This window comes from Rhodococcus sp. ZPP, from assembly GCF_017656075.1.
In the GTDB taxonomy this organism is placed as follows: domain Bacteria; phylum Actinomycetota; class Actinomycetes; order Mycobacteriales; family Mycobacteriaceae; genus Rhodococcus_F; species Rhodococcus_F oxybenzonivorans.
This window is the reverse complement of record NZ_CP058638.1, coordinates 5,750,877-5,771,240: the sequence shown is the minus strand read 5'-3', so window position 1 is coordinate 5,771,240 and position 20,364 is coordinate 5,750,877. Positions and strand designations below refer to the sequence as shown.

Below are 20,364 nucleotides of genomic sequence, written 5' to 3'. Positions count from 1 at the left end.
CCGTCGTGTCATACCCACGCTCTACCGTGTGGGTAGCGACAGGAGGCCGCTGGCATGAGCATGGAAGTCACAGCGTGGAACGCGATGTACAACGCGATGCACGCCCAGGAGGATCGTCGACCGTTCTCGCGCACCACCTTGCGGCGGATCGCCCGCTTCGCCGCGCCGCACCGACGGAGCCTGGCGTGGTACCTCCTGCTCAGCGTGATCACCGCGGCGCTGGCCGTGGCGACACCGGTGCTCGCCGGCCGTGTGGTGGAGGCGATCATCGACGGCGACGCCGTGTCCGCCGTGGTCCGTCTGGCCGGGCTCATCGCGCTCATCGCCGTCCTCGAGGCCGCTCTGGGCCTGTGGACGCGATGGTTGTCGGCGAGCATCGGCGAGAACCTGATCCTCGATCTGCGAACCGCGGTGTTCGACCATGTGCAGCGCATGCCCATCGCGTTCTTCACCCGCACCCGCACAGGTGCCCTCGTGAGCCGCCTCAACAACGACGTGATCGGAGCGCAGCGCGCGTTCAGTGACACGCTCTCCGGTGTCGCCGCCAACCTTGTGACGCTCGGTATCACCCTCATCGTCATGATCGGAATCTCCTGGCAGATCACCCTCCTCGCGCTGCTGCTGCTGCCGATCTTCGTGCTGCCCGCCCGCCGGATGGGTGCCCGGCTCGCGCAGCTCAACCGGGAGGCCGCCAACTACAACTCGGTCATGAGCACCCAGATGACCGAACGCTTCTCGGCACCGGGAGCCACCCTCGTGAAGCTGTTCGGCCGCCCCTCAGAAGAGTCCGCCGAGTTCGCGGTCCGGGCCCGGCGGGTCCGCAACATCGGGGTCCGGACGGCGATGTTGCAGTCGGTGTTCGTGACCGCGCTCACGTTGGTGTCGGCGTTGGCGCTGGCCCTCGTCTACGGTCTCGGCGGGTTCTACGCATTGCGCGGTCAGCTCGACGCCGGCGCCGTCGTCGCCATGGCGATGCTCCTCACCCGGTTGTACTCACCGCTCACCGCGCTCGCCAGTGCCCGCGTCGACGTGATGAGCGCGCTCGTCAGTTTCGAGCGCGTCTTCGAGGTACTGGATCTGCAACCGCTGATTCAGGAAAAGCCAGACGCCACGGTAGTGCCCGACGGCCCCGTGTCGGTGGAATTCCGGAATGTGGAGTTCGCCTATCCGGCCGCCGACAAGGTGTCGCTGGCATCCCTCGAGGAGGTCGCGACCCTCGACACCCGGGAGGGCGTCGAGGTACTGCACGGAGTGTCGTTCCGTGCCGAACCCGGCCAGATGGTCGCCTTGGTGGGATCTTCGGGAGCGGGAAAGTCCACCATTGCCCAGCTCGTCCCGCGGCTCTACGACGTGGATGCCGGCGTGGTCGAACTCGGCGGCGTCGATGTCCGGGATCTCACCGCCGACTCCGTCCGCGCCACCGTCGGCATGGTGACGCAGGACGGGCACCTCTTCCATGACACCGTCCGCGCCAACCTCCTGCTCGCCCGCCCGGGCGCCTCCGCCGCCGAACTGGACGAGGTGCTGGAACGGGCCAGGCTCACCGAACTGGTGGCGGCGCTGCCCGACGGCCTCGACACGGTGGTCGGGGAACGTGGCTATCGGCTCTCCGGCGGTGAGCGACAACGACTGACCATCGCCCGACTGCTGCTCGCCCATCCGCGCGTCGTCATCCTCGACGAGGCCACCGCGCATCTCGATTCGACGTCGGAGGCGGCGGTGCAGGAGGCACTGGGCGAGGCACTGGCCGGACGAACCGCCGTGGTGATCGCACACCGGCTCTCCACCGTCCGCGCCGCCGACCTGATTCTCGTGATCGAGGCCGGACGAGTCGTCGAACGCGGCACCCACAGCGAACTCCTCGCCCTCGGTGGCCGCTACCAGGAGCTGTACCGCACCCAGTTCGACACGGGTACCCAGTCGTCGCCCACCCTGACGGAGGTCATCTCGGCTACGACGTAAGCCGGCGGATCGCGCCGAGGGGCAACGACATCCACCGCGGGCGGTTCCGGGCCTCGTACACCACTTCGTAGACGGCCTTGTCCAGTTCGTAGGCGCGAAGCAGGACTGATGAAGACCGAGGGTCGTCACCGGCGACCGAGGTATATCCCTCGCAGAAGGCCGTTCCGTTGCGGTGGGCCCACTCGCGCGCGCGGAACTCGCGCTGCGACGCTGCCGCTTCCGTCACGGAGTCGGCGAGCAGGTGATGTGCGGCGTAATCGAAGGAACGCAGCATGCCCGCGACGTCGCGCAGGCGGCTGTCCGGTTCCCGCCGCTCGGTCAGCGTCTTGGCGGGTTCTCCCTCGAAGTCGATGAGCAACCACCGTTCGGGGGTTCGGAGCACCTGGCCGAGGTGGAGGTCGCCGTGAATCCGCTGCACCGTGATGCTCCCCAGCGACTCGGCCTCCGCATACCGTTCCCGAATGGCGGGTGCCACTTCCGCCAACTCGGGAACGACCTCGGTAGCCGCCTCCAGACGGCGCAGCATTGCCGCCACCGTCGTGGACGTGACTGCCTTGTCCTCGGTGCCGAGCGCCCGCGCGAGGGTGGCATGCACCTCGGCGACCGCAGCCCCCATGCGATACGACTCCCCCGCGAAGTCCGTCCCGACCTCGTCTGCGCGGAGGTCCGCCTCCATCAGAAGGTCGCGCACGCTACCGAGTGCCATCGTCCACCCGTCCGCCGAATTGGCGGCGAAGTCCTGGACCATCGCCAGGGTCGTTTCGATGCCTTCCACGTCGGATTCGATCCACGCGCGCAAGGTTGCCACGTACTCGCTGCCTGCCTCGCCGAGTACCCGGTGCATCTCCACGTCCGGGTTCGTCCCCGGGGTCACGAGGCGGAAGATCTTCATCAGCAACTTGTCCCCGAGCACCACGGACGTATTCGATTGTTCAGCGCCGAGGGTCCGCCCCTTCAGGCCGGGTTCGATGACGCTTCCGGGAGCGGTCCGCAGCCGGATCGGCCCCGAACCCTGCGGCGACGCGAGCCGTTCCGCGTAGAGATCGATCACTTCGGCGTCGTGCAGGCCGTCGTAGGCGAACCATTCCGAACCGACATCTCCGTCGGGCGCAGGTAGCGCCCAGGGCACCAGGTCTTCGGGAAGGTGACTGCGGAAACCGAGCGGCACCTGATAGACCTGCGGTGGCCCGGTCTCGAAGTCCACCGAGACCAGGAGGTGATCGACCGCGAACCCCGGCACACCGGCGAGAGGCTGGCGCAGCAGAATCCGGACACCGGAAATGGTGTTCCCCTTGGCAGCGAACCAGCGGCGCTCAGGCAGCCATCGAGCGAGCTGGGGCTCGAGGATGTGGTCGGGGATTGTCGTCGGTTGATTCACGGCTGTACCGCCTGTTCTGCCTCGCTGCTCACCGGGTGACCGTCTGTCACTCCGCCGTCCCGTGGATCCGGTTGCAGGGCAAACCAGAAGAAGCCGTGCCCCGGCAATGTGACCATGTATCCGTCGTCCGTGATCGGCGGGAACGGAACCGATCCGGTGAGTTCCACCGGGATGCGACCGGCATATTGCGACAAGTCGAGGATCACCGCCTGCGGATACCTCGACAGGTTGTTGACACACAGGATGACATCCGCGGGTGCGCCTTCCGAGCTGGGCGGCGTTTCCCGCACATAGGACAGCACGGCCGGGTTGGCGCTGCCCAGTTCGGTGAACGAGGCGGTACCGAACGCCGGATGCTGTTTCCGCACCTGGATCATTCGCCGCGTCCAGTGGAGCAGGCTGTTGGTCGAGTTCATCTGCGCTTCGACGTTCACCGACTGATATCCGTACGTGGGGTCCATGATGACCGGCAGATACATTCGGGCCGGATCCGCCCGGGAGAACCCGGCGTTGCGGTCGGGCGTCCACTGCATGGGAGTACGGACGGAATCCCGATCACCCAGCCAGATGTTGTCGCCCATACCGATCTCGTCGCCGTAGTACAGGACGGGAGAGCCCGGCAGGCTGAGCAGCAGTGCCGTGAAAAGCTCGAGCTGGTTGCGATCGTTCTCGAGCAGCGGCGCGAGACGACGGCGAATACCGATGTTCGCCTTCATCCGCGGGTCCTGTGCGTATTCGGCATACATGTAGTCGCGCTCCTCGTCGGACACCATCTCGAGCGTCAACTCGTCATGATTTCGCAAGAAGATTCCCCATTGGCACGAACTGGGAATGGGTGGTGTCTGCGCGAGAATCTCCGAAATCGGGAAGCGGTTCTGTCGCCGCACGGCCATGAAGATCCGCGGCATCAGCGGGAAGTGGAACGCCATGTGGCACTCGTCGCCGACGTCCGGTTCGCCGAAATACTCGACCACGTCGGAGGGCCACTGATTCGCCTCGGCAAGCAGCGCGCGGCCCGGGTACTCGGCGTCCATCACGGCCCGGCACTTCTTCAAGAATGCGTGCGTCTCGGGCAGGTTCTCGCAGTTGGTGCCTTCACGCTCGAACAAGTACGGGACGGCATCCAACCGGAATCCGTCGATACCGAGGTCCAGCCAGAACCGGAGCACGTCGATCATGGCGTCCTGAACTTCGGGATTGTCATAGTTCAGGTCCGGCTGGTGGGAGAAAAAGCGATGCCAGTAGTACTGCTTGCGCACCGGATCCCACGTCCAGTTGGACGTCTCGGTGTCGACGAAAATGATTCGCGCGTCCGGATATCCTTCGTCGGTGTCGGACCACACATAGAAGTCGCCGTACGGGCCGTCGGGGTCGCTGCGTGACTCCTGGAACCAGGCGTGCGTGTCGGACGTGTGGTTCATGACGAGATCGGTGATCACCCGGATCCCGCGCCGATGCGCCTCGTCGAAGAGGTGAACGAAGTCCTCGACTGTACCGAATTCCGGTAGTACAGCACGGAAGTCACGGATGTCGTAGCCGCCGTCACGCAATGGGGAGTCGTAGAAGGGCGGCAACCACAGGCAGTCGACACCGAGCCAGGACAGATAGTCGAGCTTGGCGGTCAACCCCTCGAGGTCGCCGGTGCCGTCTCCGGAAAAGTCGTAGAAGGCGCGGACCAGGACCTCGTAGAACACTGCGGTCTTGAACCACTCGTGGTCGACCGTCAGTTCCCGGGCATGGGAGAAGTCTTCGGACCGTGCCTCGACGATATGGCCCTCCAGGTCGTGTTCCGGCTCGGCGTTGACGGAGGGCGACGGTTCTTCCAGGGGCATTAGCACCTCGGTATGCGACTCGATCACAGGAACCGCGAGGCTCCTCGGACACTTCCTCGATGGTAGGGCGGGTCAGCCTGAACCGCTCGGAACGCGTGCCGCGGAGCGTCCCCGAAGGAGGCCGGCAACTTTCCTGAACTTCGACGGTAAACGCGGACAGAAGGTGTCCTCTATCAGCGCGAGACTGTGTTCATGAACGAGACGACGCACGACGACATTTTTGACGAACGCAGCCTGCTGCTGCTCCTACTCGAGCATCAGCGCACCGCATTCCGCAACGCCATGTCGGGCCTGACCGAGGAGCAGGCGCGCAGCGTGCCCAGCGCGAGTGAGATGAGTCTGTCCTCACTCCTCAAACACGTGATCGACGGGGAGGAATCGATGACGGCCCGCGTTCTGGGAACACCGCGCGCCGAGGGGTCCGACCCGGTTGCCGCATGGATGGCGGCCTGGAATGTCGCGGAGGACGAAACCGTCGACGTACTCCTCGCCCGGCTCAATCGAGCCGAGCGAGCCACGGAGGCCGCGATCGCCGCGGAACCCGATCTCGGCAGGGACGTTCACCTCCCCGCCGACGTGGCGAAATGGATGACGCCGGGTGTTGCTTTCACTGTCCGTTTCATGCTGGTCCACCAGCTCGAGGAGATGGCCCGCCATGCCGGGCATGCCGACATCATCCGACAGTCCATCGATGGTGCACGGGCCGATACCCTGGCCGGCGGCACTGCCTGGTCCTGACGGGCGCGCAGTGCTCGGGTAGATTCACCGCTCGGACGGCGCTGCAGAGCCGCCCGAGGAGCGACGACGAGGAGTTCAGGTGGACGGTGTGAGCGGAACGCGGCGCGTGGTCGCCGCAGCAGCGGTCGGCATTGTGGCGACTTTCGGTCTGTCAGGAACGGCGTCGGCCCAGCCCTCGGCATCGAGTGTTCCCGGACTGGCGGAATTGCGCGCTCAGGCGGACAGGCCCGGTGAGCAGGTCGCGGTCGAGGCCCTGGCCTCGTCCACGGCGCTTCGGGACGTGGCCGGGACGCACACCCCGTTCCTGTACACGGCACCGACAGTGGGCTGCGGCACCGTCGCCCCGGTCACGCTCACCCTTGCCTCGGGAACCACCGACCCCGCCGCCGCGGCGATCAGCTTCCAGGCGCTCTCCGCCTACCCCGGCGTCGTCCAGTCTTCCGGGCTCACCGTCGCGTGGATCAACACCAATACCGGCGCCAGCGTCATCCTGCCGCTCGACGGCGTCACCGAGGGCGGCTACCCGTCGCTGTCGAAGGTGGTGGCCACCGGACCGGGCACCGTCGTTGCGTCGATCTTCGGCACCGTCGGCTACACCGGCGCCACCTGTTATGTACTGCCCACCGTGGGGACGTTCCTCGTTCCCACCGAGGGTCCTCTGCCGGCCGACGCGGCCGGTCAGCCAGCGCCGGCTCCCGCTCCCCCGGCGTAATGACCGGGGGCTCGGCAGGGCCTCTTCTCGGCGAGCCGCGCGGGTACTACTCGCGCGGCTTTCTTCTACTGTCGCGGTCACGCTGGAACTTACCGGCGTCGCGGTCGCCCCGGCCGGGCCTTCCCGACGGTGGGCCGGAGTCGGGCTGAAGCTGGATCAGCACACCGGAGATGCGGGTGCGCCGCAGGGCCTCGAGCGTCTCCCGGGACAGGTCTGCGGGTAGTTCCACCAGGCTGTGATCGGGACGGATGCTGATGTGCCCGAAATCGCTGCGCCGCAGCCCGCCCTCGTTGGCGATGGCACCCACAATGGCGCCGGGCACCACGCGATGCCGCTTCCCCACCGCGATGCGATAGGTGGCGAGTTCCTGACCCTCCGGGCCCCGCGACCGGGTGGGCGGGCCGTCGTCGAATCGACGGGCCGGACGTTCCCGGGGTTCCCGCGGTTCACGCTCGCGACGCGGCGGCGGCGGCGGTTCGGGTGACATCAGGAATGCGTCACCGTCGCGCGACTGCACCGCGAGCGCTGCTGCGATGTCGGCGAGCGGCACGTCGTGCTCCTGCTCGTAGTCCTCGATCATCTTGCGGAACAACGCCAGGTTGTCGGAGGTGAGGCTCTCGGTGATGGAGTCGCCGAACTTCGCGACGCGCTGCGCGTTGACGTCGTCGACGCTCGGAAGCTGCATCTCGGCCAGCGGCTGCCGTGTTGCCTTCTCGATCGCCTTGAGGAGATGCCGTTCCCGGGGCGCGACGAACAGCAGAGCCTCGCCCGCGCGTCCTGCTCGACCGGTACGGCCGATGCGGTGCACGTAGGACTCCGTGTCGTGCGGAATGTCGTAGTTCACCACGTGGGAGATGCGGTCGACGTCGAGACCGCGGGCAGCGACGTCGGTGGCGACGAGGATGTCGAGAGCACCACTCTTGAGCTGGCCGATGGTTCGTTCACGCTGCGCCTGCACGATGTCGCCGTTGATCGCGGCAGCGGAGAACCCGCGGGCGCGCAGGCGTTCGGCGAGATCCTCCGTGGCCTGCTTGGTGCGCACGAAGATGATCATGGCCTCGAACGACTCCACCTCGAGGACACGAGTGAGGGCGTCGAGCTTGCGCTGATGCGCCACCTGCACGTACCGCTGCGAGATGTTGGACGCGGTGGACGTCTTCGACTTCACCGTGATCTCGATGGGATCATGCAGGTACTGCTTGGAAATCTTGCGGATCGCGCCCGGCATGGTGGCCGAGAACAACGCCACCTGTTTCTGTTCCGGCGTATCGGACAGGATGCGTTCGACGTCTTCCTGGAAGCCCATCTTCAGCATCTCGTCGGCCTCGTCGAGGACGAGGTACGACAGCTTGGACAGGTCGAGCGTGCCCTTTTCCAAGTGGTCGATGACCCGGCCGGGCGTGCCGACGACGACGTGGGCGCCGCGGCGCAGCCCGGACAACTGGACGCCGTAGCTCTGGCCGCCGTAGATCGGCAGCACATGGAGACCCGGAATATGGGTGGCGTACTTACCGAACGCCTCCGCGACCTGCAGAGCCAGCTCACGCGTCGGTGCGAGCACCAAGGCCTGCGGCGACTTCTGGGTGAGGTCGATCCGGGAGAGGATCGGAACCGCGAACGCGGCAGTTTTGCCGGTACCGGTCTGGGCCAGTCCGACGACGTCGTTACCTGCGAGCAGAGGCGGGATGGTGGCTGCCTGGATCGGCGAGGGCGACTCGTAGCCCACATCGGACAGTGCCTTCAAGACCCGATCATCGATGTCGAGGTCGGCAAAAGTGGGCGGTTCGGGTTCACGTTCGATATCACTCATTGACCAGCAGTTTAGTGCACGACTCGGCGCCGCAGCGCCATGCCGGGTAAATACGCGGCCACCGGCACGGGAGACACCTGTGACGGGTCGTCGCCTAGCGTGGACGCCATGGTCGATGTCGCCGTCATTCAGTTCGCCCCCGGTCAGGACAAGCAGGAGAACGCGAGCACCCTTCGCAGGCTGGCCACCGAGGCGTCGGATCGCGGCGCACAGGTGGTCGTGGCCCCCGAGTATGCGATGTTCACGGCTCCGCGGACGGACCACCGACTCGTGGAGTCGGCGGAGGGACTGGACGGCACGTTCGTGACAGCGCTGGCCGAGACCGCCGCCCAGCTGCAGATACACCTGGTGGCCGGAGTCAACGAGTTGCTGCCCGGCGACGACCACATCTCGAACACGTTGGTGGCTCTCGGCCCGACGGGAGACGTCGTTGCCACGTACCGCAAGCTGCACCTCTACGACGCCTTCGGATACAAGGAATCGGAGGTGATCCGCGCGGGCGAGATCGGGACCCCCGAGACGTTCGCCGTCGACGGTCTCACCTTCGGGATGCAGACTTGCTACGACCTTCGATTCCCTGAGGTCACCCGCCGCATCGTCGACGCAGGCACCGACGTCCTGCTCCTCCCTGCGCAATGGGTGCCGGGACCGCTCAAGGAGGACCACTGGTCCACGCTCGTGCGTGCACGGGCGATCGAGAACACCATCTACGTGGCCGCTGCGGACCAGAGCGCGCGCACGGGGGCCGGAGCCAGCATGATCGTCGATCCCATGGGTGTGACCGTCGCTGCGCTCGGCGAACGGGTGGGCACCGCCATCGCCACGGTCACCGCGGAACGCATCACCGAGGTGCGCGAGAAGAACCCCGCGCTCGCGCTGCGGAGATTCACCGTCACGGAGATCTGAGCTGTATTTCCGCGCCCGGAAGTGGAGTAGTTTCGAAGACGAACCGTTCTTCCGATTCGGAGCGTTCGATGCAGTACACCAGTCGGGCGGACGCCGGTCGTCGGCTGGCCGCCTCACTCGAGCATCTACGCGGAAACGACCTGGTGGTTCTGGGCCTGCCGCGCGGCGGTGTCCCTGTCGCCTTCGAGGTTGCCGCGGCGCTCGCCGCCCCCCTCGATGTGGTTCTCGTACGCAAACTCGGTGTCCCCTGGCAGCCCGAACTCGCGATGGGCGCGATCGGTGAAGGAGACGCCCGCGTCGTCAACGACGACGTCCTTCGGATCGCCCGGGTCAGCAAGACAGCCCTCGCCATGGTCGAGGCCAAGGAGCGCCGGGAACTCGAGCGTCGAGCGCAGGTGTTGCGCGGCGGCAGGAACCGCGTGCCGATACGAGGACGCACCGCCGTCATCGTCGACGACGGCATGGCCACCGGTGCGACGGCCGCGGTGGCCTGCCAGTTCGTCAAGAAGTCGGGGGCGTCGCGCATCGTCGTCGCGGTTCCGGTGGCCGCGCCCGAGGCCGTCTCCCGTCTGCGCGTCACGGCCGACGAGGTGGTCTGCCCGTACACCCCACTCGACCTCGGTGGCGTTGGCAATGCCTACGACGACTTCCATCAGCTTGCAGACAGCGAGGTCACAGACCTGCTCGCCACCATATGACAGTCGTTCTCGAGTAAATCTCAGCGAGAGTGCAACGTTCCTGGAGTGACCGTCGATACACCGGACAGAGCACAGAACAGTCTGCCTTTGGAGGATCTCGTGACCGTCTCTGCCGATACCGTCGAAACCGTGGTGGCCGCTTGTCGCGACCGGCTGGGTGATCCGTCCGGCTGGGTCACCTCTGATGTCTATCGGCACAGCCTCGCCCTGTGCATCATCGAGTCCGTGCAGTCGAGCGCGGGACACAGCGAGGTCGCCGTCGTCGACCGGTATCTGGCGTACCGCCGGGCGGACGCCGGACGGCCGCTCACCGACGGTGCCCGCGATCTGCTCCGCACCTTCGAGGAGGCAGGCAGTTCGGATCAGTGGGCCGGCAAGGTCGGCTCGTACAAGCGCCGCTACACCGCGACAGGTGTGCCGATCGAGGCACGCCACATCCAGCAGGCAGCCGAGCGACTACACCAGCTCCGGGTCAACAGCATCGACGACCTTCTCGAGGCCGCTCGGGACGAGGCGGCGCTGGAGCAGATCCATCAGGCCTGGGTCGACGTATGCGGTGAGCACAGCGACGTCACGTGGTCGCACTTCCTGATGCTCGCGGGAATCCCCGGGGTGCGACCCAACAGGGTGGCGGAGGTCTTCGTCAACGGCGCCCTCGGCATCTCGGAGGCGACCGATGGGGGTGCCGCGGACGAAATCCTCGAGGCCACCGCAACCGAGCTCGGGGTCGACCCCGAGCAGCTCGACTACGCGATCCGGCGGTGGCTTGCGGCCAATTCTCGCCGCCTCGACGACGTCGCGTAGTTACCAGTTTACGTCTGGTTACACATATTCTCGCAGGTCAGAAGCAACTTACCCAAAACGGACATCGGCGCTAGTGCGAAACCCGGACAATTGTGATCGAATGCACATCCGTCATGTTGTTTCAGTGGAGGGGTCATAGTGCGAGAGTTTTCGGTACCGCAGTCGTTCTCAATTCCGGAGGACGCCTCTATGGCCGACTCGGTCTTCCGTCATGCCGAGGAGGATCCGACGTTCGTACCGTTCAAGCGTCCGAGTAACGGCGGCTGGACGGACGTCACCGCCGCCGAGTTCGCGAAGCAGGTCTCGGCAGTCGCGAAAGGTCTCATCGCGTCCGGCATCGAACTCGGTGATCGTGTCGCGATCCTGTCCGCGACCCGGTACGAGTGGGTCGTCATCGACTACGCGATCTGGACGGCCGGCGGTTGCACCGTCGCCATCTACGAGACGTCCGCGCCCGATCAGGCCAAGTGGATCCTCGAGGATTCCGGCACATCGCTGCTCGTCGTCGAGAACGCCAAGCACGCGCAGGCCCTGCGGGTCGTCACCGACGAGGCGGCGGATCTGCGGGAGGTGCTGCAGATCGATGCCGGGGCGAGCGAAGCGACGGGGGAATCATCCGGGGCTATCGAGGAACTGACGAAGCGTGGGCAGAGCGTCACGGACGAGCAGTTGCACGAACGTCGTCACCAGGTGCGAGCATCGTCGCCCGCCACCCTCATCTACACCTCCGGCACCACAGGCCGGCCCAAGGGCGTGCAGTTGACGCACGCCAATTTCTACGCCGAGTCCGCTGCCGTGAAGCTGGCGCTCTCCGATGCGATGTACGCCGGCCGCCGCACCCTGATGTTCCTGCCGCTCGCGCACGTCTTCGCCCGCGCCATCTCGTTCGGCGCCTTCGACGCGAAGGTCACCGTCGCACACACCGCGGATCTGACGACGCTGCTCGACCAGTTCGCCGCGTTCAAGCCGCACTTCATCCTGTCGGTTCCCCGCGTGTTCGAGAAGGTCTACAACTCCGCGAAGCAGAAGGCGTACGACGGCGGCAAGGGCAGCATCTTCGAGAAGGCGTCCGCCACTGCCATCGCGTACAGCGAGGCTCAGGACAAGGGTGGCGCCGGCCTCGGCCTCAAGCTCAAGCACGCGCTGTTCGACAAGCTGGTGTACTCGAAGCTGCGCACCGCGCTCGGTGGCGAATGCGACCGCGCCGTCTCCGGTGGTGCGGCTCTCGGTGCCCGGCTCGGCCACTTCTTCCGTGGCGTCGGCATTCCCGTGTACGAGGGTTACGGCCTCACCGAGACCAGCGCCGCCATCTCCGTGAACACCACGTCCGCGCAGAAGGTCGGCACGGTCGGCAAGCCGATCGACGGCCATGCCGCGAAGATCGGGGAGGACGGTGAGCTGCTCGTCAAGGGACCCGTCGTCTTCAGTGGGTACTGGCACAACGACCAGGCCACCGCCGACTCGATCCGCGACGGCTGGTTCCACACAGGTGACCTCGGGTCGATCGACGAAGAGGGATTCATCTCGATCACCGGCCGCAAGAAGGAAATCATCGTCACCGCAGGCGGCAAGAACGTGGCGCCGGCGGTCCTCGAGGATGCCCTGCGCGCACATCCGCTGATCAGCCAGTGCCTCGTGGTCGGTGACGGTAAACCGTTCATCGGGGCGCTCATCACCCTCGACGCCGAGACCCTCCCCGGCTGGAAGGAACGTCACGGGCTGGCCGCCGACACCCCGGTGTCCGAGCTGGTCAAGAACCCGGACCTGGTCGCGGAGATCGACGAGGCCGTGGCCGAGGGCAACAAGAAGGTATCCAACCCGGAACGGATCAAGAAGTACCGGATCCTCGAGGTCGACTTCTCGCAGGAAACCGGCGAACTCACCCCCACACTGAAGCTCAAGCGCAACGTCATCCACAAGGAACACGGCGCGGCCATCGAGGCCATCTACGCGTAAGCGGCTCCGCCACCCGTGTGTGGCCGAGGAGTGCATCGACTCCTCGGCCACTCACGTGCGCGCAGCGCCCAAGATGAAGTCGCGTACCACCGCGGTGACCGCGGGGTGAACCTTCTCGTGCAGTAGGTCGTGACCGGCGTCGTCGAACTCCCGGAATTCGAGGCCGGCGATTCCCGTCGCCCATGTCCGGATCGGGTCGATGGGTGCGATGCGGTCGTCCACGCCGTGCACGACGAGCAGCGGCATCTCGAGAAGGCCCAACATATCCGCCGTCTGCGCCGCGGCGGCGGACTTCGGTGTCCCGCACAGAATCGCGCACCGGAAGCCCGCGTTGCCACGCGCGAGGAGTTCCATCGACACGGCGGCACCCAGCGAATGTCCCATCAACGCCGTCGGGACGTGCGGTGCGCTTTCTTCGGCGAGGGCGGTGAGGAGCGCGCCGTCCTCGGCCAGTTCCGCGACGGATCCCGGCTGGTCGCCTTCGGATAGGCCGTGTCCTGCCTGGTCGATGCCCCACACGCCGATACCTGCCGATGTCAAGGCGCGCGCGAAGCGATGGTAGTGACCCGTGTGCTGACCCATCCCGTGTAAGAACACGAGCTGGGCGACCGGATTGTCGGCCGGCCAATGCCGGTAGTGCACTCGTCCGGAGTGGCCGTCGAAGAAAGGCATGGCTGCCATTCTGGGGCTGTCACACCCCGATGGCACAATCGGGCGCGTGAACTCACCGGCAGAACTGGGGACATAGCTGTGTTCCTCCTCGACGACACGATCGTCTACAGCGCGAGTGATCTCGCCGCGGCTGCCACGTGCGAGTTCGCCTTGCTGCGTCGACTGGACGCCACCCTCGGGTTCGCGGCGGCCGGCGCGGCCTGCTCCCCTTCCGACGACCCCATGCTGCGGCGCACCTCCAGCCTCGGTGACGCACACGAACACCGCAGGCTCGCGCAGTTCCGCGCTGTCTTCGGCGACGGAGTGGTCACGATCGATCGCCCCGACTACACCGCGCTCGGCTTGTTCGAGGCCAATTCCGCTACCGTCGAGGCGATCCGGGCCGGTGCCGACGTCGTGTACCAGGGAACATTCTTCGACGGCCGCTTCCTCGGTTTCTGCGACTTTCTCGTCCGCAACGGCGACACGTACGCCGTCTACGACACCAAGCTTTCCCGACACGCCAAGGTGTCAGCCCTCCTGCAACTCGCCGCGTACGCGGAAGCTCTGCAGCGCAACGGCATTCCCACCTCCCCGGAGGTGCACCTGCTGCTGGGCGACGACAGCGACTCGTCGCACTCCCTCGGTGACATCGCGCCGGTGTATTCCGCCCGCCGGTCCGCCCTCGAACGGGTACTCGACGAACACCGCGACGAGCAGTCGCTCACCGAGTGGGGCGATCCCCGGTACACGGCGTGCGGCCGGTGCGACACCTGCGGGCCGGAGGTAGAGGGGCACCGCGACCTCCTGCTCGTGGCCGGGATGCGTTCGACGCAGCGGAGTCGGCTGATCGCGGGCGGTATCGACACCATCGATGCGCTTGCAGCGCACACCGGTAACGTCGACGGTCTCGCCGAGCGCAGTCTCGACTCGCTCCGCGCCCAGGCCGCGCTGCAGCTACGGCAGGAGTCGTCGGGAACACCCGAATTCGAGGTGTACTCGCCCGGCGCACTCGGCGGGTTGCCCGCACCGGACGACGGGGACATTTTCTTCGACTTCGAGGGAGACCCGCTGTGGGCCGAGGACGGCTCGTCCGACTGGGGTCTCGAGTACCTTTTCGGTGTCGTCGAGGGGCCGCCGCCGGGCGAGAAGTCTGCCGCCCCGGTGTTCCGGCCCTTCTGGGCACACAGCCGCGCCGAAGAGCGTCAGGCCCTCGTCGACTTCCTCGACTACGTCATGGAACGCCGCGCCCGCTACCCCGACATGCACATCTACCACTACGCCGCGTACGAGAAGTCGGCGCTGCTACGGCTGGCGGGGCGCCACGGAGTCGGTGAGGAGTGCGTCGACAATCTGTTGCGCGACAACGTTCTCGTCGACCTGTATCCCGTGGTCCGCTCAGCCCTGCGCATCGGCGAACGTTCCTACAGCATCAAGAAACTCGAACCGCTGTACATGCCCGAGCAGCCGCGCGACGGAGACGTCACCAATGCCGCAGCGTCCGTGGTCGCCTACGCCGATTATTGCGATCACCGTGACAACGGCCGCCTCGGCGAGGCCCGCGACCTGTTGCAAGGCATCGCCGACTACAACGAGTACGACTGCGATTCCACCCTGAGATTGCGGAACTGGTTGCTGACACAGGCCGAGAAGCATGGTGTCGCTCTCCGTCCGCCGGGCGCGGCATCCTCTCCTGCCGCGGACGAGTCCTCGCCCACGGAATCGGCTCTACGACAGTTCGCCGGCTCCGGAACCGGCGACACCCGCGGGCACGATCAGCAGGCGGCCGCCCTCATGGCGGCCGCGGTCGGATATCACCGCCGGGAGCGGAAGCCCTTCTGGTGGGCTCACTTCGACCGTCTCGTCGTCCCTACCGACGAGTTGTCGGACATCCGGGACGTTCTGGTGGTCGCGACGGCCGCCGTCGAGGAGACCTGGCACAAGAGCACACCGCGGCAACGCAAGCTTCGGCGGCGCCTGTCACTCACCGGACGCTTCGGAACGGGCAGCACCGTCGGCCCCAAGACCACGATGTACGCGCTGTACGACACTCCCGCACCCGAGGCGGTCGCGGGTGACAACCCTCAGCAGAGGGGGACGTCCACCGTCAACGTGCTCGAGGTCGCCAAGGACGAGCGTCGCCGCGACGTCGTGACGGTCGAGGAGCTTCTCGGCGGCGAGGAGTATGCCGAGCTGCCGGTGGCCGTCACCCCCGGTCCGCCGATCACGACGGACCGCATCGAATCGGCTATCGCGTCCGCAGCCGACACAATGTGCGAGGTCCTGCCCGACCTTCCCCTGTGCGCGTCGGCAGACATCCTGCGGCGCTTCGACCCTCGGACCCGGAGCGGACGAGCGCTTCCATCGGTTCAAGGCACCGACTACGCGGCGGCAATCACCGCCGCCCTCCTCGACCTCGACAATTCCTACGTCGCCGTTCAGGGGCCGCCCGGCACCGGCAAGACCTACACCGGCGCCCGCGTGATCAAGACTCTCGTCGAGCAACACCACTGGCGGGTGGGGGTTGTGGCGCAGTCACATTCGGTCATCGAGAACATGCTCGGCGGTATCGTCAAAGCCGGCGTGCCCGCGGAGTTGGTGGCGAAAAAGGACGGACGGCACCGCGCTGCAACGTGGACGGACATCGGCTCGAACGACTATCCCGGATTCATCGCCGAGGCGGAGACCACCGGATGCGTGATCGGCGGTACGGCCTGGGATTTCGCGAATACCGATCGGGTGCCACCCGGAAGTCTCGATCTTCTGGTGATCGACGAGGCCGGACAGTTCGCGCTGGCCAACACCATCGCGGTCGGCGGCGCTGCCCGCAACCTCCTGCTTCTCGGTGACCCGCAGCAGCTTCCGCAGGTCAGTCAAGGCACTCATCCCGAACCCGTGGACACCTCCGCGCTGGGCTGGCTCGCCGAGGGGCACGGTGCGCTGCCCCCGAGCCGGGGCTACTTCCTCGAACGCACCTGGCGGATGCACCCGCAGCTGTGCGCACGGGTGTCGGTGCTGTCGTATGACGGGAAGCTTCGGTCTCAGGAAACGGCAAGTACCGCGCGAAGACTCGACGGCATGGAACCGGGAGTGCACACTGTCGTCGTCGATCATCAGGGCAATGCCACCCAATCACCCGAGGAATCGCGCGAAGTGGTCAATCGGATCACCAAGCTGCTCGGGGCCGGGTGGACCGACCCCAGCGAGTTCGACGGCACGCGCCCACTGGGCGAATCCGACATTTTGGTGGTGGCGCCGTACAACGCCCAGGTGGCGCTCATCGAGCGGGATCTCGCAGCGGTCGGACTCGACAAGGTAGAGGTGGGAACGGTCGACAAGTTCCAGGGACGCGAGGCGGCCGTCGCCATCGTGTCGATGACGGCGTCCGCGATCGAGGATGTGCCCCGCGGTATGTCGTTCCTGCTGTCCCGTAACCGGATGAATGTGGCCGTCTCCCGCGGCAAGTGGGCTGCCGTCATCGTCCGATCGGAATCCCTGACGCGGTACATGCCGAGCACACCGGAAGGGTTGACCGAACTCGGCGCCTTCATGCGCCTGTGCACGGATCAACCGAAGCACTGACCTTCGCCGCGATAGGTCGGTACGACGGTGCGGGAGCCGTCCGACTCGACGAGATGCAGCTCGGTGAATCGTTCGCACAGCTCACCCGCCTTCGCGTGCCGAAACCACACGCGGTCGCCGACCGCGAGTGACCGTGCCGCCCTCCCGGTCACGGGTGTCTGTACCTCCCCGGCACCTTCGTTGCGCAGCAGCGTCAGTCCGGACGGCCACACGGGCCGGGGCACGCGGGCGGAGCCTGCAGGTCCGGAAGCGATGTAGCCGCCGCCGAGCAAGGTGGCGATCGCGGGCGCAGGTCGGCGGACCGCAGGCAGAGCGAAGTACAGGGCGGGATGCGGACGGAAGGACCGGTACCGGTCGAACAAGGTGGGAACGTACAGACCCGATCCGGCGGTCACCTCGGTGACCACCGGGTCTGCCGAGCTCACCTCCAGGGAGCCGGTGCCTCCGCTGTTCACGATCGCGAGGGCCCCCACAGCCGTCTGCACCGCATCCACGACGGCACTGCGACGGGTGGCGAGTTCCTTCGCCGACGCGCGTTTCATCCATCTCACCGGCAGGCTGGAGTCGGGTAACCCGGCGATCTGGGCCTCGTAGAACATCACCCCGACGACGGCGAATCCGCGCTTGTCTGCGCGCGTGGCGAGACCGGCGACATGCGACGGTAGGCGCAGCGGTGAACGGCGTACTCCCATATGCACGGGCCCGAGGCGCAGCGACGCGTCCACGTCGATGCACAGCCTGGCGGGGACGGATTCGGTGCCTGCTGCGGCGGTGATGACGTCGAGGTGCTCGTCGCTGTCGACCATCAGCGTGATCCGGTCGAGAAGGACGGGGTCGGACGCCAGTTCGGCGAGCGCGCCGCGGTCCGCGGTGGGATAGCCCATGAGGATGTCCTGGGCGCCGGAGCGGGCGAGCCACATGGCTTCGCGCAGCGAGTACGTCATGATGCCGCGAAACCCGTTGTCTGCCGTAAGGCTTCGGCCGAGCGCGACCTCGAGGACCGCCCGGCAACGTACCGACTTGCTGGCGACGCGGACCGGTGTCCCCCCGGCTCGTCGCACGAGATCCCGCGCGTTGGCGCGCAGGGTCGGTAGGTCGACCGCGGCCAACGGTGGATCGACCTCCGCCGTGGAGGCGATGAGGCGGTCGAGCGTGGGGGTCACGGTTCGTCCAATCGTTGCCGCGGGAGGCTGACTCGAACCGTCAGTGAACCACCGTGTTGGACGATTGTCCAGATCGTTTCGGTCGGTCGAGTCCCCAGGATCAGGAGTGCTCGACGGCCTTCGACGCGATGATGTGCACCAGGTCGTCGAGCGCCGCGATCATCGCCTCGCTGTCGCGGTCGACGAGCCACCGCAGCACCAACCCGTCCAGCATGGCCAGGCCGAAACGCGCGATGGACTCGACGGGAGTGCTCCAGCCGACGTCCGAAATCCGCGCACACTCCGCGAGGAACTCGATGGCCTCATGGTCCATGGTGCGATATTGCCGCCCGGCGATGTCGCCCGCCCGTTCACTTCCGGAGGCGCGATGCCGGAGCGCCTGGGCGGTGATTTCGTAGGTGAGTAGCTGCCGGTCCGGGGTGGCCTCGATAATCGGCCACATCCCGCTGATCCCGATGTGGAGAAGTTCACGCAATCCCGCGGCCCCCCGCAGGTCCGGCGCGTGCCGCACCTGCCCGAAAGCCAGCCTCATCGATTCGCTGAGCTGCAATATCAGGCTCTCCCCCATTGCGGCGAGCAACTCTTCCTTGCTCTCGAAGCAGTAATGCACCACCCCGAGCGACACGCCGGCCTCCTCGGCTACGGCTCGAACCGTGACCGAAGCGACCCCGCGTTGCTCCGCGATGGAGAGGGCCGATTCGACGAGTTGAGCGCGACGTTCGTCCGCGGGGAGCCTGTTCAGCATTCTCCGATCGTAGGACCTGAGGCCGTACCGGCACGGGACAACACGGGGTTGCGCAGAAGCCGTCATTTGCCTGGACGAACGTCCAGGTTCATGATGAGCCCATGGGACAGGACACGTGGCACAACTGGGCGGGCACCGAAACGGCAAGCCCGTACCGTTATGCGACGCCCCGTTCCGTCGACGAGCTGAGCGCCCTGGTATCCGAGGCCGCGGAGCGAGGGCTGCGCGTGAAGGCGGTGGGAGCTGCGCATTCGTTCACCGGGGTCGCAGTCACGGACGGAATTCTCGTCAGCCTAGACAATCTGAGCGGAATCGATTCCGTGACGCTCGACGACCGTGCAGGCGCTCTCGTCACCGTATTCGCGGGCACCCGGTTGCGCGAGCTGAACGAACAACTCTGGCACCGCGGATTGGCCATGATCAATCTCGGCGACATCGATGTGCAATCGGTGGCGGGCGCCCTTTCGACCGGCACCCACGGCACCGGAGCGCGTTTCGGTGGCCTCGCCACTCAGGTCCGCGCATTGCAGGTGGTGCTGGCCGACGGTTCGATCGTCGAATGTTCGCCGGCCGAGAATCCCGACTTGTTCGAGGCTGCGCGTCTGGGCCTCGGCGCTGTGGGAATCATCTCCAAGGTCACGCTGCAGTGCGTCGCGCACTTCGTGATGCACGCCGTGGAGGCGCCCGGGTCATTGGACTCGACGCTCGATCGGCTCGACCACGACCGCACCGGGGTGGACCATTTCGAGTTCTACTGGTTTCCCCACACTCGGCGGGTGCTCACCAAGCGCAATACCCGGCTGCCCGGCGACACCCCGATCTCACCCCTTCACCCGCTCCGCGCCTACGTCGACGACGAGGTGCTCACCAATGTCGTCTTCGAGGGCATCAATCGGGTGGCTACCCTTGCGCCGTCGGCGATCCCGAAGATCAACCAGCTCTCCTGTCGCGTTCTGGGCACACGCGAGTACACGGATCGGAGTTACCGCGTCTTCGCCTCGCAGCGGCGGGTGAAGTTCCGCGAGATGGAGTACGCGGTACCCGTCGAGGCACTCCCGGATGCCCTCGCCGCCATCGATTCGTGGGTCGAGAACTCCGGTTTCACGGTGGCGTTCCCCGTGGAGGTGCGGTTTGCCGCCGCGGACGACGTGTGGTTGTCGACGGCGAACGGCCGGAACACCGCATACATCGCGGTCCATCAGTACTACCGCCGCGACCACGAACCCTACTTCGCGGCGGTCGAAGCCATTGCCCGCGCGGTGGACGGCCGTCCGCATTGGGGAAAGATGCACGGCCGCACGGCCGACGACCTGCGCGCCACCTACCCCGACTTCGACAGGTTCGTCTCCGCACGCGACAAGTACGATTCCGCGCGAATGTTCGGCAACGCGTACCTGCAGCAGGTCCTCGGTCGCTAACGTGGTCTA

15 protein-coding genes are annotated in these 20,364 nt (G+C 66.4%); 9 read left to right on the top strand and 6 right to left on the bottom strand.

Going from position 1 to position 20,364, the window contains the following annotated elements; translation table 11 throughout:
• The first annotated feature begins 54 nt into the window (after positions 1–54).
• Positions 55–1,962, top strand: coding sequence for an ABC transporter ATP-binding protein (locus HYG77_RS26605; RefSeq protein ID WP_109331736.1), 1,908 nt, complete (start codon positions 55–57; stop codon positions 1,960–1,962).
• Here the strand turns inward: HYG77_RS26605 and HYG77_RS26600 are convergent.
• Both HYG77_RS26600 and treS read right to left on the bottom strand, forming a co-directional pair.
• Positions 1,952–3,340 carry a phosphotransferase gene (locus tag HYG77_RS26600; RefSeq protein ID WP_159925501.1) on the bottom strand — a complete coding sequence of 463 codons (1,389 nt, stop codon included), beginning with the start codon at positions 3,338–3,340 and terminating at the stop codon, positions 1,952–1,954. The two genes, HYG77_RS26605 and HYG77_RS26600, sit on opposite strands and share 11 nt — an antisense overlap.
• On the bottom strand, positions 3,337–5,172 hold the full coding sequence (gene treS / locus HYG77_RS26595) for a maltose alpha-D-glucosyltransferase (protein ID WP_109335239.1): 1,836 nt from the start codon (positions 5,170–5,172) through the stop codon (positions 3,337–3,339). The genes HYG77_RS26600 and treS overlap by 4 nt, the downstream gene beginning before the upstream one ends.
• 192 nt (positions 5,173–5,364) lie before the next feature.
• On the opposite strand from treS, the gene HYG77_RS26590 reads away from it, so the two are divergent.
• Both HYG77_RS26590 and HYG77_RS26585 read left to right on the top strand, forming a co-directional pair.
• A complete protein-coding gene (locus tag HYG77_RS26590; protein WP_208961145.1) occupies positions 5,365–5,910 on the top strand; it encodes a DUF664 domain-containing protein in 546 nt (181 codons plus the stop codon).
• A 79-nt stretch (positions 5,911–5,989) separates the two neighbouring features.
• Positions 5,990–6,622, top strand: coding sequence for a hypothetical protein (locus tag HYG77_RS26585; RefSeq protein ID WP_208961144.1), 633 nt, complete (start codon positions 5,990–5,992; stop codon positions 6,620–6,622).
• Positions 6,623–6,668: 46 nt separating this feature from the next.
• Here HYG77_RS26585 and HYG77_RS26580 read toward each other — a convergent pair whose 3' ends face one another.
• Positions 6,669–8,432, bottom strand: coding sequence for a DEAD/DEAH box helicase (locus tag HYG77_RS26580; protein ID WP_109331746.1), 1,764 nt, complete (start codon positions 8,430–8,432; stop codon positions 6,669–6,671).
• Positions 8,433–8,540: 108 nt separating this feature from the next.
• On the opposite strand from HYG77_RS26580, the gene HYG77_RS26575 reads away from it, so the two are divergent.
• From HYG77_RS26575 to HYG77_RS26560, 4 genes are all read left to right on the top strand, one after another.
• The gene (locus HYG77_RS26575) at positions 8,541–9,338 is read left to right on the top strand and encodes a carbon-nitrogen hydrolase family protein (RefSeq protein WP_208961143.1); all 798 of its coding nucleotides are present in this window, start codon (positions 8,541–8,543) and stop codon (positions 9,336–9,338) included.
• A 68-nt stretch (positions 9,339–9,406) separates the two neighbouring features.
• The gene (locus HYG77_RS26570; protein WP_208961142.1) at positions 9,407–10,036 is read left to right on the top strand and encodes a phosphoribosyltransferase family protein; all 630 of its coding nucleotides are present in this window, start codon (positions 9,407–9,409) and stop codon (positions 10,034–10,036) included.
• Positions 10,037–10,135: 99 nt separating this feature from the next.
• Positions 10,136–10,840, top strand: coding sequence for a heme peroxidase (locus HYG77_RS26565; protein ID WP_208961141.1), 705 nt, complete (start codon positions 10,136–10,138; stop codon positions 10,838–10,840).
• Between the two features lie 138 nt (positions 10,841–10,978).
• Complete coding sequence (locus HYG77_RS26560) at positions 10,979–12,796, top strand: long-chain fatty acid--CoA ligase (protein ID WP_159925487.1); 1,818 nt, start codon at positions 10,979–10,981, stop codon at positions 12,794–12,796.
• A gap of 51 nt (positions 12,797–12,847) precedes the next feature.
• Here the strand turns inward: HYG77_RS26560 and HYG77_RS26555 are convergent, their stop codons facing one another.
• Positions 12,848–13,468, bottom strand: a complete 621-nt coding sequence (locus HYG77_RS26555) for an alpha/beta hydrolase (RefSeq protein WP_208961140.1) — start codon at positions 13,466–13,468, stop codon at positions 12,848–12,850.
• Positions 13,469–13,546: 78 nt separating this feature from the next.
• Between HYG77_RS26555 and HYG77_RS26550 the strand changes: the two genes are divergently transcribed.
• Positions 13,547–17,029: a bifunctional RecB family nuclease/DEAD/DEAH box helicase gene (locus HYG77_RS26550; RefSeq protein ID WP_208961139.1), complete on the top strand. Its 3,483-nt coding sequence runs from the start codon at positions 13,547–13,549 to the stop codon at positions 17,027–17,029.
• Here the strand turns inward: HYG77_RS26550 and HYG77_RS26545 are convergent.
• Complete coding sequence (locus HYG77_RS26545) at positions 17,014–18,192, bottom strand: amino acid deaminase/aldolase (protein WP_208961138.1); 1,179 nt, start codon at positions 18,190–18,192, stop codon at positions 17,014–17,016. The genes HYG77_RS26550 and HYG77_RS26545 overlap by 16 nt on opposite strands.
• Before the next feature lie 100 nt (positions 18,193–18,292).
• Entirely contained in the window at positions 18,293–18,937 is a 645-nt protein-coding gene (locus HYG77_RS26540) for a TetR/AcrR family transcriptional regulator (RefSeq protein WP_109331755.1), read from the bottom strand.
• A 101-nt stretch (positions 18,938–19,038) separates the two neighbouring features.
• On the opposite strand from HYG77_RS26540, the gene HYG77_RS26535 reads away from it, so the two are divergent.
• Positions 19,039–20,355, top strand: a complete 1,317-nt coding sequence (locus tag HYG77_RS26535; RefSeq protein ID WP_208961137.1) for a D-arabinono-1,4-lactone oxidase — start codon at positions 19,039–19,041, stop codon at positions 20,353–20,355.
• The last annotated feature ends 9 nt before the right edge of the window (positions 20,356–20,364 follow it).